Source organism: Desulfobacter latus (assembly GCF_013389365.1).
Lineage (GTDB): Bacteria > Desulfobacterota > Desulfobacteria > Desulfobacterales > Desulfobacteraceae > Desulfobacter > Desulfobacter latus.
Window position 1 is genome coordinate 51,805 of sequence record NZ_JACADJ010000011.1, and the last position, 12,987, is coordinate 64,791.

Genomic DNA, 12,987 nt, shown 5'->3' on the forward strand with positions numbered 1-12,987 from the left:
TGACGATTATATAAAGGCGCCTTTGCATGAGAAATAAAAGCAAAAGGCGCCTTTATAATTTCTATTATCCAGTGATTACATAGAGATAGAGGGCCCTGGGACCATGGGCGCCCTGTACCATGACCAGTTCAATGTCTGCGGTTTTGCTTGGACCCGAGATCAGGGTCATGTGGTGGGGGAGCAGTTCCGGTTCCCTTGTGTCCGGATCATATTTAAGCAGGGCATAAAGTTCTTTTAAGATGATCCCATTGGACCACACTTTTTTTTGTGCCCCATTCGGGTTTGGTGCTGTTCACCAGGTCGGCAATGGCTTTTGATACCCGGGCCTCATCCTTTACCGGGATGACATTGAGGTTCAATGGCAGCGCCTCCCGGCAAAGATGGTCCCCTGACATCAAGGTTGTGGCGGGTCAGATATCCCTTGATGTTCATCAGGCATCCCATATCACAGCCCACCACGGCATCGGCACCTGAATCAAGAATGTTTTTCACTTTTTCCTTGACCATGACCGTGGAGATATCCGGGTATTTGGTTGAAAACGCACCGCCAAAGCCGCAGCATGTATCCGAATCCTTCATCTCCACAAACGTGGCGCCCTTGACCTGCCTGATCAGGGCCCGGGGCTGGGCGGCCACGCCAAGATAGCGTTTCAGGTGGCAGGCGTCATGGTAGGTGATGGTGCCGTCATACCAGGCGCCTGTGTTTTGGATTTTGAGTACGTCAACCAGGTATTCGGTGAGTTCAAAAGTCCTTTTTCCCACGGCAATGGCCCGCTGTTGCCACGTCGACTCATTTTCAAACAATTCGCGATAGTGATGCCGGACCATGGCAACGCAGGAGCCTGACGGACAGACAATGGTTTCAGAATCTTCAAAGGTTTCAATGTAATGTTTTGCCGCCTTTGCCGCTTCTTTCCGGTAGCCTGAATTGAACGGGGGCTGGCCGCAGCAGGTCTGATTTTCCGGGTAGTCCATGGTAATGCCAAGACGCTGGAACAGCTTGACCACGGCTTCTCCCACTTCCGGGTACATGCCGTCCACAATGCACGGGATGAACAACGTTGCATGTGTCATTGAATTTCATTCCTGACCGTTTGTATTATTCCGGATGGGGGCCTGTAACCAGAAAGGGGGGTACCTCTAACTTGTCTGCGGCCATCATGCTGACCACCCGCTCAAATGCGCTGATGATCATCATCTGCTCCCAGTCTTCAAGATCGGAAAAATGCTCCGTGAACGTTTCCTGGAGGAGAGGCGGCAGGTTCCGGATAATATCCTGACCCTTTTCCGTGAGAAAAATACTGACAGCCCGCCTGTCATCTTCTCTTTTTTTTCTGGCAATGTATCCACGGTTTTCAAGGCGCTTGGTAATATCCGTTACGGTTGCCTGACTTAAGCTTGTGGCCCTGGATAACGGGGTAATGGAAATCTGACCGTGGGAGGAAATTTCCTGGAGTACAATCAGCTGGGGGCCGGTCAGACCAAATTTTTTGTTCAGCTTTCTGGAATGAATGTCAACGGCCTGGATAATTTTACGAATTGATATCAAAAGGTTTTGACATCTTTGCTTGCTCAGTTCTGTTGCGGGCATAATTTAATGTATTTCTATTGAGTCTGTATTATTTAATATTAGATTTGATGATATTCAGTTTTTAAGTTTAAAATTGATATTGTATACTATTATAAGGGCAGGAGGCAAGTATCAATCAATGCTTTTTATCCTGCTTGATCCGTAAGATCGACTAATGGTAGCCGATGCTGTTACTCGATGATCAAATTTATTTTAATGTTAAGTTGTCGGGAAAATGACATGAAACAACAGGTTAAAGAAATGATGTTGAACAGGGGGGCTGTTTTTTGCGCCGTCATGTTCATGTTCCTTGTCGGTATTGCAGGGTGCGGCGGAGAAAGAGAAAAAAAAGAGGCGGATCTGATCTTGGGCAATTGGACTCATTACAAAAATCGCGCTTATACTCTCATTGCTATTGATATGAAAGGGACGTGGATTTCTTCGGTCAGAATTGCAGACGTGACGTCTAAAATTGTTGCTTCCAGGGGAACGGCCCGGGGTACCTGGCATTTGGACGACAAGCAGCTCATTCTCACCGTCGAGAAGTCAGATATCGAAGATGTCTGGAAAAAAAATGACACCCATTTTTACAAGGTACTTGAAATCAGCAAGCAGCTCATGGTCCTTGAGAGCGAAAGCGGTCGTAAGGAGGAATGGAAAAAAACGCTTACCCGGAAGGATAAAGATGACCCAAGTGCACTTAATCCGATTGTTACCATGGCGCCCTATGCCGTCAATTTGGACAGACATTCTTCCAATGCCCGGGATCGCTACCTGTGTCTGAATATTCATTTGAAACTCATGGAACTGATGCCGGAACAGACCGTACCCCAATTTCATCCCAGGGCCAGGGATGCTGCCATCATGTACCTGTCTTCTCTGACGTATGATGATGTTTCTGATTTTGATCGCATCAGAGCCCAGAAAAAAAAACTTAAAGATACACTGAACCCCTATATGGAAGGGTTGATCAAAGACGTTGTCATTGACCATGTGGTTATTGCCGTTTCTACAGCCAAGGTGGAACAATTTGTCATTGAACATACGGCGGCATCAACCCAGGAGGAACCCGCTGAAGGGGAAAAGGGAGAAACCAGTGAAGAAGGCGTAGAAAAAGAGGATCTCAAAGCCTTGTGATAGACAGGTGGTCAGTTATCTTCCTTTGGTTTTATGACGAGTACGGCACCGGACTTCAGCGTGATCTCGGCCTTATCCTGTATGAATACATTGCTGATCCCCATGGTTGATCCCATGCAAAGACTTTGATCCGTCAACGGGTACTCCAGTCCCTCCAGAGTCAACCCTTTAACATGGTCTGATATCGGGATGACGGATATCAGGTCGCCGGGGCAGCCCGTGAGGGTCAGGCGGGAAACGGCAATATGAATATCATTATAGCCATCTAAGATCGTGGCCGGAATTCCCTGGTCTGCAAGCCGGCGCAGCAGGAAAATATTTGCCAGGGTGTGGTCAAGCCGGGTGCTGGTAGCACCCATAATGAGAAGGTCGGTACATCCATGGTCAATGGCATATTCCATGCATAATTCCATATCTGTCTGGTCTTTACGAACCGGATGCTTTAAAATTTTAACTTGTTTCTCTTTAAAAAATGAAAGGATATTTTCGGGAATGGAATCAAGGTCCCCGATGATAACCCGGGGAACAAGGCCCATATGGTAAAGGTGAACTGCCCCGCCGTCTGCGGCAATAACCAGGTCCGCTTGCTGTATCCGGGATAAAAACCCGTCTGTTTCAGACAGGGTTCCGTTTGCTATGATGATTGTTTTCATAATTTAAGTTTCATATCAGAAAAATAATATAATTCAAACAAAAGGATAATACTTTATTAAATTTAGATATTACTGTATTTTCCAACCCGATGAAGATTTTCAAACGTATACATACTTATCTTTTTGTTGAACTTATCCCGCCGTTTGCCATAAGCACCTTTTTTTTAACCTCGGTATTTTTGATGACCCGGATTCCGGATATCATGAATATGGTGGTTAACTACAACGCCGGTATCACAGATATTCTTCTTCTGGTATCTTATACCCTGCCGCGGTTTATGGAGTTTACCATTCCCATGTCAACCATGATTGCCGTACTTCTGACCATCATGCGCATGTCAGGGGAAAATGAGATCATAGCCCTGAAAGGGGCCGGCATGTCTTTGTATAAACTTTTGCCGCCGGTCCTCATATTCAGCGTGATGACCCTTTTAATCACCATGTGGGTGACGGTTTACGGAATTCCCAAGGGCAAACTGGCTTTGAAGGTAAAGACCATAGAACTTGCCAGGTCCAGTATTGATGCAGCACTGCAGGAGCGTCAATTTAACAGTCAGCTTGACGGGATCATGATTTATGTGGCCCATGTGGATATGGGCACCCGGGATTTGACGGACGTATTCATTGAGGATCGGAGGACGGCTGACATGGTTTCTATCTCAACTGCGCCTAAGGGACGTCTGGTGCACCAGGGAAATCGGGATATATACACCATCCGTCTATATGACGGTATGATCAACCAGGTCAATGTTCAGGATCATTCCGTGACCAATATCAATTTCGGACACTATGACATCAACATAGACCTGACTGCCATGCAGAAAAATAAGCCCATGGAAGTGAGAAAGGATTTTGATGAAATGAGTCTGCATGAACTGATTCAACGTATCCGGGTCGGTTTCAAAACGCCTGAAATGGACAGTGAGGCCCGCCTGGTATTGCATGAAAAATTTTCCATTCCCTTTGCATGTCTTGCTTTGGGATTGTTGGCATTTCCTTTGGGGGTTCAATCTATGTCCTTAAGAAAATCAAACGGTTTTGGGATGGGGATCGGTTTTTTCCTGCTTTATTATCTGCTGCTGGCCTTTGGCTGGTCCGGCGGAGAGGCCGGTCGTTATCCGCCGGTCATTGCCCTGTGGCTGCCCAATGTGGTCATGGGGGGGGCAGGCATTTTCCTTTTGATCCGGAATGCCGAAGAGCGGCCCGTACATCTGCCCCTTTGCATTCAAAATTTTCCGGCAGCGGTTGTGGCCCGTTTTAGAAAAAGGACAACACCGTGATCCGGTGCTTTCACAAATACTGGCTTAAGGAGTTTGTCGGGATTTTTATTATTATCCAGGCATTGGTTATGGTATTATTTGTTTTTATTGATTATTTGTCCCATATGGATAGAATCCTTGAATACAATGTGACCTTTATCAGAGGGCTTTGGTATGTGCTGCTTAAGCTACCGTATATGTTTGTCCAGTTCACTCCGGCAGGGCTGCTTCTTGCGGTTATTTCCGTGTTTGGCATCATGAACCGGAACGCAGAACTTACGGCGTTAAAGTCTTCGGGCATCTCCGTTTATTTTCTGGTTAAGCCGGCCATTTGGGTCGGTTGTTTTCTGGCGCTGTTGATGCTGTTTCTGGGTGAAACCCTGATCCCTTTATCCATGGCACGTTCCAACTACATCCGTTACCATGAGATGGTTGGAAACAAGGAGGGGGGACACAGTCGAAAAGACATCTGGATTCGTTCGGGCAACATGCTGGTACACATTAATTTTTTTGACCCGGTTCAAAAGACGGTGGCCGGCGTCACATGCACCACCATGGGCGCAGGATTCAAGATCGCCTCGCGAATTGATGCAGCAAAAGGGCATTATGACAACGGCCAATGGATTCTGAATGATGTCACTGAACAGGTATATGATGCCACAATTGATGACTATCATGTGGCCATAAACCCCAGAAAGGTTATCGCCCTTGATTTGAACCCTGACGACCTTGGTCGCATGGCCAAAAAGACCAACGAAATGAGTTATACCGAGCTTAGACGGTATGTAGAAAAAGTCACAGCCGAAGGGTATGACGCCACCACGTATAAGGTGGATATGCACGGCAAACTGGCCTTTCCCTTTATCTGCGTGATCATGGCGTTGACAGGGGCGGCCACGGGCATGAGGCAGTTTGTCAAGACCAACCTGCCCGTGGGCATTGCCGTGGGGGTGGGGTTTTGTTTTCTGTACTGGTTTATATTCGGGTTTACGGCTTCTTTGGGCTATGCAAAGATTCTGCCGCCGGTGGTGGCCGCCTGGGTGGCCAACCTGGTTTTTTTATGCCTGGGGTGTATCTATCTGATTCAGACGGAATGATGCTGGTTTCATGATTTTTTTTTACCATATCATCACCTTGGTGATATTTTTTTTCTGCCTGCCGTTTTTACCTGTTGTCTGGATGTGTTCAGCCAAACGGCGGGCCAATCTACTACAACGCCTGGGGTTGTTTACCCGGTTGCCTAAAAAAGAAGCCAACACGCGCAGAATCTGGGTTCATGCCTTGTCCGTGGGGGAAGTGAACTCGAGTCTGCCCCTGCTGAACGCCTTAAAAAAAAAATACCCGGCCCATGATATTGTTTTTACGGCATCCACTAAAACCGGATTTGAGCGGGCCCTTGATCTGATGCCGCCGGGCCGGGCCGATTCTCCGGTTGCAACACTGGGTTATTTCCCATTTGATATCTGGTTTTCAGTAAGACGGGTTGTCTCACGCATTTCACCGGATATGGTCTGTCTGGTGGAAACGGATCTGTGGCCTGGTTTTTTGTCTGTCATGCATCACCGCCGGATTCCGGTGGTCCTTGTGAATGCACGGTTGTCACCAAGGTCCTTAAAGGGGTACCGATGCATGGGGCCATTGAGCGATTTGTTTTTCTCAAAACTTTCCTGTGTTATGGCCCAAACCCGGCAGGATGCTTTGGGTTTTGAACAACTTGGTGTGGCCGGAAACCGTATTGAAGTCACCGGCAATATCAAATTTGATCAGCCCTGTCCGAAGTTGTCCCGGGAAGATATTTCAGCTCTTGTCCGGGATTTGGGATTTTACACAGGTGATCGGATAATGATTGCCGGTTCCACCCATCCCGGTGAAGAACCCATGGTGGTCCGGGCATTTATCCAGGCAAGACAAATCGACCCTGCACTTAAACTTGTCATTGCGCCCCGGGATCCGGGCAGGTGTAAAGCGTTGCTCAGGGAATTGCCTTTAGCCGGATTCAGGGTCGCATGTTACCTGGATCCGCTTGAAAGCAAGCAAGGCGCAGATATTATGCTTCTCAACACCATTGGCATTCTGGCCAAAGCCTATGTACTTTGTATATTTGCCTTTGTGGGCGGGTCCCTGGTGGCCCGGGGCGGACATAACCTTCTGGAACCGGCCATGTTTGGCAAGCCGGTATTTTTTGGGCCCCATATGACGGATTTTTGTGACATGGCCCGGTTGTTTGTCCAGGGCAAAGGCGGTATTCAGGTTGAAGATGAAAACGCCCTGGCGGTTGAACTCAAAAAAATGCTGGACAATCCGGAGTATTGCCGTCGCATAGGACTCAATGCCCGGCAAATTTTTAAAGACAACACAGGGGCGCTGAATGCCTGTTTAAGCCGGATGGAGGCCTTTCTTGATTAAATCCTGGCTGGGCCGGATAGAAAAACGGGTATTGCAGACCATTGAAACCCCCGGTCCCTTTGCGCCTTTTTCTTTTGATCAGGTGCTGGCCGGCTGTGCAAGCCTCTACAAAGCCGGGGTGAAACTGCGTTATGCCATGTATGGCGCCGGGTTTCTGAAGTCCAGGTGCCTTGATTGTCCTGTGATTTCCATCGGCAACCTGGCTGTGGGCGGGTCCGGTAAAACACCCATGGCGGTCTGGCTGGCAAAAATGTTGGTGGAAAAAGGGCTGCGTCCTGTGGTGATCAGCCGGGGCTACAGAGGGACACTTGAAGACGAGGCTGCTGTGGTATCGGATGGTCGAGACGTGTTTCTGGATGCAAAAATATGCGGTGACGAGCCCTATATGATGGCCATGGAAAAAGCCTTTCCTGTGGTGGTGGGAAAAGACCGGTATAAGGCGGGCCTTATGGCCATGGAAGCGTTTGCACCTGATGTGATTATTCTAGATGATGGATTCCAGCATCTTAGACTGCACCGAAACCTGAATCTGGTGCTTCTGGATTACAAACAGCCATTGGGGAACGGACGCATGCTCCCGGCAGGCCCGTTGCGTGAAACCCTTTGTATGGCAAAAGACAGAATTGATGCTGTTGTGTTTACCCGGTGTTCCCCGGATGCATTTGAATTGGACGCGCCTCAGGCATCAGAGCATCAATCCGTTGCAAACGACACCAGTAAAAAATTGACGCCTGTACCGCTTTTTTACTGTATGCATGAGCCCTTTGTGGCACAATTATTTCCGGCCGAAAGCGATCATAACACAAAGGATTTTCAATCCTGGACCCTGCAAGGAAAAACAGCGGTTCTGTTTTCAGGCCTGGCCCGGAACGCTTCCTTTGCACAGTCCGTGCAGGATCTGGGGGTAAACATTGCCGAACACCTTGAATTTTGCGACCATTACCGGTATAACGGGCCTGATTTTAAACGGATTCTGGCCCGGGCCAAGGCGTTGAAGGTTGATTTTATCCTGACAACGCAAAAAGACTGGGTCAAGGTAAATCCGGCATACTTCAGGGATGTGGCAGTTGCTGTTATTGGTATCCGGTTGCATTTTTCCGATCCCGGGGACCTGGAACAATTTATTTTGAAAAATACGAACGGACAGAGTAGAACGTCAGAGTTGTCAATGATAATTCAAGAGTAGATGTATGAATGATGATCATATTTATCGGCTATTGCGTCTTCTGATGCTGGCCCTGGGCAGGCTGCCCAGATGGCTGGCTGATTTTTGTGCGCACCTTTTAGGCCTGCTCTGGTTCAAGATTGACGCACGACATCGAAAAATCACTCTGGAAAATCTTACCCGGGCCTTTGGCGATCAAATGACGCGGGATCAGATCGAAATACTTGGCAAACGGGTGTTTAAAAATATTATGAACATCTTGTTTGAATTTGCCTGGACCCTGAAATTTGACCGGGATACGTTTTTAAGCCATTTCACCATTAAAGGGGTGGAACATATGAAACGGGCCCATGCCAAGGGCAAAGGGGTTATCGGTCTTTTATGTCACCTGGGTAATTTTGAAATGCTCATCGCAGGCATTGAACCGGTGGGGGTTAAAGGGTATGGTATCTATCGAAAATTGGATTTTGAGCCCCTGGACCGGCTTATCAGGGAGGGACGCAGGCGATTTAACATGGAAGTGGTCCCCAGGGGAAAGAGTTCTAAAAAAGTTGAGGCCATATTGAAACGCGGGGAAATTGTAGGCGCTCTTCTGGACCAGAGTGTGGACTGGTACCTGGGGCCGTTTGTGGATTTTTTTGGGGCGCCGGCCTGTACTCACAAAGGCTTTGCCAAACTGGTACTGAAAACCAAGGCACCTGTCGTGCCTGTATATACGGTGCGTAAAAATCGACACTTCACTGTAGAATTCCTGCCCGAAGTTCCGCTGGTGGAAACCGGGGACCCGATCAAAGATATTGAAATTAATACCCAGAACTATACATCCGTTATCGAGTCCCTGGTGAGAAAATATCCGGACCAGTATTTCTGGGTCCATAACCGCTGGAAAACCAAAAATTACTGTCCCTGGCCCAAAACCGATGACTGAGATCCGATTAAAAGACAGCAGCAGGGCACACATCCTGATCCGGGCCGCCAACTGGGTGGGAGATGCCGTTATGACCACCCCGGTGGTCCGGGCCGTACGCACAAATTTTCCCAGGGCCAGGATCACGGTGCTGGCCAAACCCTGGGTGGTGCCGGTGTATGCAAACAACCCCCATGTTGACCAGGTCATGGTGTATGAAAATGACGGGCGTCACAAAATGGGTTTGGGGACCCTCAGGCTGGCTAAAGATATGCAGCATCAAAGGTTTGATCTGGCCATCCTGATGCAGAATGCGTTTGAGGCAGCGCTGTTGGCATTTCTGGCCCGAATCCCTGAACGTTTAGGATACAACACCGACGCCCGTAGGTTACTGCTCAACCGGTGCATCAAGATGGACCCTGCCTTAAAGAAAGGGCATCTCATTGATTATTATCTGGCCATTTTAACTTCGGCCGGCCTTGAAACTGCAGGCAGGGAACTGGAACTTTATCCTGATCCCCGGGACAGAGAGTGGGTTCAACGTTTCCTTGATGGAGAGAATTTATCAGGACCAGGCTGTCCGGTGTTGGGCATCAACCCCGGGGCCACCGGGGGAACGGCCAAACGCTGGTTTCCTGAACGGTATGCCCAACTTGCCGAAAAACTGGCAGAGCGATACCAGACCCGGGTCATCATTTTCGGCGGGCCCGCAGACCGGGAACTCGGGGATGAGATCAGCGCCATGGCCAACGGAGCCTGCATCAACATGGCAGGCCGGACCAGTCTGTCCAAAGCCTTTGCCCTGATCGGGGCGTTGAACCTATTTGTGACCAATGATTCCGGCCTGATGCATGCTGCCGCGGCCCAGAATGTAAACCAGGTGGCTGTGATCGGTTCCACCGACCATATTGCCACAGCCCCTGCAAATAAAAACAGTGTCATGGTCAGGCAACCGGTTCCCTGCAGTCCCTGCCTGAAAAAAGAGTGTCCCACTGACCATAAATGCATGGATAAAATTACCGTGGACATGGTGGTGGCGGCCTGCAACGCTTTTCTGGAAAAGGATGGATTTAGTGGCTGATGCGCAAAAGGATCTGTTTGGCCGGGTTAACCGGATTCTGATTGTCAAGCCCAGTGCCCTGGGGGACATTGTTCATTCCATGCCCTTTCTTTACGCATTGAAACAGCGGTTTCCATGGGCCCGGATTGACTGGGTGGTGGCCCATGGACTGCATACCTTTATGGAAGGGCATCCCATGATCGACCGCCTGTGGGTGATCAAGAAAGACCAGTGGAAACAGTTGGGGCGACTCAGGCTGACGCTAAAGGAGATAAATGATTTGAGACGGGGGCTGGCAGACCAGCACTATGATGTGTGCATTGATTTGTCAGGGCTGTTTCGCTCCGGTGTGATTTCCTCATTTTCCAAAGCCCCTGTCCGCCTAGGGTTTAAAGAGTCGGATGAAGGCAGTCCCTTTTTCTATACCCATAAGATTCATGGGTCCATGAACATCCATGCCATTGACCGGTATCTTGAGATTGCCCGCTTCATGGGCTGCCCCGTTGATAGGGTTGAATATCCGTTTGCGCCTTATAATCCTGTCCCTGATATTATGAAACAACTGCCGGACCAATATGCTGTTATCTGTCCTTCTGCCGGGAAACCGGCCAACCGGTGGCACGCCTCAAAATTCGGGGAGCTTGCATCCATGCTGGAGCTGCCCGTGGTGGTCATTGCCTCTGCATCGGAATCGGAGATTGCATTGGAGGTGGTGAAATCATCAAAGGGAAACGCCTTGTCCATTGCCGGAAAAACAGGTCTCAAGGATCTTTTGCCGGTAATTGGAAAGTCACGGTATTTTATCTGTAACGACACCGGTCCCATGCATATTGCCGCAGCCCTGGATGTCCCGGTTTTTGCCATATTCGGACCGGCCAACCCGGTTCGGACCGGCCCTTATGGCTCTATCCATACGGTGATTCAAAAAGAGCTTGAATGTTCCCCTTGTTACGCCCATACGCCATGCCGCCGCTTCCGGTGCATGCAAGAGCTGTCCGTAACCGAAGTGTTTAATCATATACAGTATGCATTAAAAGAAAATAAGGAAAGCACCGTATGAGTTCCTTTTCAGCCGGGAGTGAAACAGCCGGGAAGTTGTCTGTTTATATTATCGCTTATAATGAAGCCGATAAAATTGAAGATGCATTAAAAAGCGTGGCCTGGGCGGATGACGTGGTGGTTGCCGACTCTTTCAGCACCGATGACACGGCAAAAATTGCCCAGAATCACGGGGCCAGGGTGGTTCAGATCCCCTTTGAAGGCTTTGGCAAACTCAGGAACGATGCCATTAATGCGTGCAGCCACAGCTGGGTATTTAGTTTGGATGCTGATGAGCGGTGTACCCAAATGGCAAAAAAAGAAATTATCAGGATCATAAATAATCCCAACAGCCTGGATGCCTATTATGTCCCCCGTCGAAATTATTTTATGGGGAAATGGATTCGGCATGCAGGATTCTATCCGGATTTCCGCCAGCCCCAGCTATTCAGGAAAGGCGCACTCAAGTTTATGCCCGACGCAGTTCATGAAAGGTACGAAGTACTCAGTGAAGGGAAATGCGGTTATTTGAACTCTTTTATCTTTCAGATTCCGTTTAAGGATCTTGAGGAAATGTTTAGAAAAATGAACCGCTATTCCACCCTTGGTGCTCAAAAGCTATATGCGGCAGATCAAAAATCAGGGATGTTTAATGCCCTGGCCCACGGTTTATGGGCCTGGTTCAGCATGTATATTCTGAAACTGGGCTGCCTGGACGGTTGGCCCGGATTTATTATTTCCCTTAGCAATTTTGAAAGTACGTTTTATAAGTACGCTAAACTCCACTTAAAGCAAAAAGGACTGGACGTTTTTACCGGCAATCCGTTGCCAAAGGTTTGAGAATCCAAAGATTTTTTTTAATGGCTCATTTTACGGTCGGGCATCCCTTCATATGCCAGATAAGGAGTTCATAGTAGAGCATGGCCTTATTTTTTTTCCCGGTTGCAAAAAATAGAGTCAGCGTCCATAGCGTGAGATTCATGAGTAAATCTGCCGTCAGCCTTACCATGATCAGCGGCATGTATACGTGCGAAAGCAAAGGGAAGTGTTTTTTATAATAAATGCGCCGGGATTGGGAAAAAAGCAGCCTTGATTTAACACTGTGGCCGACACTTTGTCCGCCTAAGTGATAGATTTTTGCTTTCGGGACGATATAAGAAAACCATCCCTTTTGATGCATGGCAAGGGCTAAATCGGTCTCTTCAAAAAAAAAGAAAAAGGATTCATCAAAAAAGCCTGCTTTTCTGACTGCTTCCATTTTCATAAGGATACATGCGCCAATGCAGGAGTCTACCTTTACCTCACGATCTGTGATGGAATGTTTGTTTTTTCGAAAGGGAGACAGGGTATTGATGAGACTTTCGTTAAACAGAAGGGTGAGTATTCCGGGAAAGTACGCAAACGAGTTTTGTTTTGTTCCATCTTTATTCAGTAACTGGCCGGCACATATGCCGGCATCATTTTGTACTTCCATAAAATCGTAAATCGCCTTCACTGCTCCCTGGGTCAAGATTGCGTCGGAATTAAGCAGGAGCGCATACGGACTTTTTGTCTGCCTGAGCATCAGATTGTTTGCTTTGGCAAACCCAAGATTTTTACTGTTTTCAATAACGCGGACATCGGGAAAAGCCTTAAGAACTGCCTTGGGACTGCCATCGTGAGAGTTGTTGTCAACCACTACAACTTCAAAAGAAAGCTCTTTTATGGTTTCAAATACGCTTTTAAGGCAGTTGAGAAGCAGGGTTTTTGTGTTGTAACTTAAAATAATAATAGTAATATCTGTCATGCGTTG

General features: G+C 48.2%; 14 protein-coding genes. 9 read left to right on the plus strand and 5 right to left on the minus strand.

The annotated features are described in order from the left end of the window. Positions 1-64 precede the first annotated feature (64 nt). From HXW94_RS20095 to HXW94_RS05355, 3 genes are all read right to left on the minus strand, one after another. A complete protein-coding gene (locus HXW94_RS20095; RefSeq protein WP_218576583.1) occupies positions 65-259 on the minus strand; it encodes an LUD domain-containing protein in 195 nt (64 codons plus the stop codon). A 68-nt stretch (positions 260-327) separates the two neighbouring features. Further along, positions 328-1,074, minus strand: coding sequence for a (Fe-S)-binding protein (locus HXW94_RS05350; protein ID WP_178365866.1), 747 nt, complete (start codon positions 1,072-1,074; stop codon positions 328-330). Positions 1,075-1,099: 25 nt separating this feature from the next. Then, a complete protein-coding gene (locus HXW94_RS05355) occupies positions 1,100-1,549 on the minus strand; it encodes a MarR family winged helix-turn-helix transcriptional regulator (RefSeq protein ID WP_178365897.1) in 450 nt (149 codons plus the stop codon). 261 nt (positions 1,550-1,810) lie between these two features. Between HXW94_RS05355 and HXW94_RS05360 the strand changes: the two genes are divergently transcribed. After that, positions 1,811-2,707: a flagellar basal body-associated FliL family protein gene (locus tag HXW94_RS05360; RefSeq protein WP_246293755.1), complete on the plus strand. Its 897-nt coding sequence runs from the start codon at positions 1,811-1,813 to the stop codon at positions 2,705-2,707. A gap of 11 nt (positions 2,708-2,718) precedes the next feature. Here the strand turns inward: HXW94_RS05360 and HXW94_RS05365 are convergent, their stop codons facing one another. After that, entirely contained in the window at positions 2,719-3,360 is a 642-nt protein-coding gene (locus HXW94_RS05365; protein ID WP_178365867.1) for a thiamine diphosphokinase, read from the minus strand. An 89-nt stretch (positions 3,361-3,449) separates the two neighbouring features. Between HXW94_RS05365 and lptF the strand changes: the two genes are divergently transcribed. Genes lptF through HXW94_RS05405 form a run of 8 tightly spaced genes read left to right on the plus strand, consistent with a single transcriptional unit; the run spans position 3,450 to position 12,035 of the window. After that, entirely contained in the window at positions 3,450-4,640 is a 1,191-nt protein-coding gene (gene lptF / locus HXW94_RS05370; RefSeq protein ID WP_178365868.1) for an LPS export ABC transporter permease LptF, read from the plus strand. Continuing rightward, a complete protein-coding gene (lptG, locus tag HXW94_RS05375; protein ID WP_178365869.1) occupies positions 4,637-5,716 on the plus strand; it encodes an LPS export ABC transporter permease LptG in 1,080 nt (359 codons plus the stop codon). The genes lptF and lptG overlap by 4 nt, the downstream gene beginning before the upstream one ends. Before the next feature lie 10 nt (positions 5,717-5,726). Then, complete coding sequence (locus HXW94_RS05380; protein WP_178365870.1) at positions 5,727-7,025, plus strand: 3-deoxy-D-manno-octulosonic acid transferase; 1,299 nt, start codon at positions 5,727-5,729, stop codon at positions 7,023-7,025. Continuing rightward, positions 7,018-8,211, plus strand: a complete 1,194-nt coding sequence (gene lpxK / locus HXW94_RS05385) for a tetraacyldisaccharide 4'-kinase (RefSeq protein WP_178365871.1) — start codon at positions 7,018-7,020, stop codon at positions 8,209-8,211. Before HXW94_RS05380 ends, lpxK begins: the two co-directional genes overlap by 8 nt. A gap of 4 nt (positions 8,212-8,215) precedes the next feature. Then, on the plus strand, positions 8,216-9,118 hold the full coding sequence (locus HXW94_RS05390; RefSeq protein ID WP_178365872.1) for a lysophospholipid acyltransferase family protein: 903 nt from the start codon (positions 8,216-8,218) through the stop codon (positions 9,116-9,118). After that, positions 9,111-10,178, plus strand: a complete 1,068-nt coding sequence (gene waaF, locus HXW94_RS05395; protein WP_178365873.1) for a lipopolysaccharide heptosyltransferase II — start codon at positions 9,111-9,113, stop codon at positions 10,176-10,178. The genes HXW94_RS05390 and waaF overlap by 8 nt, the downstream gene beginning before the upstream one ends. Continuing rightward, positions 10,162-11,217, plus strand: coding sequence for a glycosyltransferase family 9 protein (locus tag HXW94_RS05400; protein ID WP_218576584.1), 1,056 nt, complete (start codon positions 10,162-10,164; stop codon positions 11,215-11,217). Before waaF ends, HXW94_RS05400 begins: the two co-directional genes overlap by 17 nt. Continuing rightward, positions 11,214-12,035 (plus strand): glycosyltransferase family 2 protein, encoded by an 822-nt coding sequence (locus HXW94_RS05405; protein ID WP_178365875.1) that lies wholly within the window; start codon positions 11,214-11,216, stop codon positions 12,033-12,035. Before HXW94_RS05400 ends, HXW94_RS05405 begins: the two co-directional genes overlap by 4 nt. Positions 12,036-12,060: 25 nt before the next feature. On the opposite strand, the gene HXW94_RS05410 is transcribed toward HXW94_RS05405, so the two are convergent. Next, complete coding sequence (locus HXW94_RS05410) at positions 12,061-12,981, minus strand: glycosyltransferase family 2 protein (RefSeq protein ID WP_178365876.1); 921 nt, start codon at positions 12,979-12,981, stop codon at positions 12,061-12,063. Positions 12,982-12,987 lie beyond the last annotated feature (6 nt).

Excerpts from the sequence above, each read along its gene's own strand:
- HXW94_RS05350 (WP_178365866.1), bottom strand. The coding sequence starts at position 1,074 with ATGACACATGCAACGTTGTTCATCCCGTGCATTGTGGACGGCATGTAC.
- HXW94_RS05360 (WP_246293755.1), top strand. The coding sequence starts at position 1,811 with ATGAAACAACAGGTTAAAGAAATGATGTTGAACAGGGGGGCTGTTTTT.
- HXW94_RS05365 (WP_178365867.1), bottom strand. The coding sequence starts at position 3,360 with ATGAAAACAATCATCATAGCAAACGGAACCCTGTCTGAAACAGACGGG.
- lptF (WP_178365868.1), top strand. The coding sequence starts at position 3,450 with ATGAAGATTTTCAAACGTATACATACTTATCTTTTTGTTGAACTTATC.
- HXW94_RS05380 (WP_178365870.1), top strand. The coding sequence starts at position 5,727 with ATGATTTTTTTTTACCATATCATCACCTTGGTGATATTTTTTTTCTGC.
- HXW94_RS05390 (WP_178365872.1), top strand. The coding sequence starts at position 8,216 with ATGAATGATGATCATATTTATCGGCTATTGCGTCTTCTGATGCTGGCC.
- waaF (WP_178365873.1), top strand. The coding sequence starts at position 9,111 with ATGACTGAGATCCGATTAAAAGACAGCAGCAGGGCACACATCCTGATC.
- HXW94_RS05400 (WP_218576584.1), top strand. The coding sequence starts at position 10,162 with ATGGATTTAGTGGCTGATGCGCAAAAGGATCTGTTTGGCCGGGTTAAC.
- HXW94_RS05405 (WP_178365875.1), top strand. The coding sequence starts at position 11,214 with ATGAGTTCCTTTTCAGCCGGGAGTGAAACAGCCGGGAAGTTGTCTGTT.
- HXW94_RS05410 (WP_178365876.1), bottom strand. The coding sequence starts at position 12,981 with ATGACAGATATTACTATTATTATTTTAAGTTACAACACAAAAACCCTG.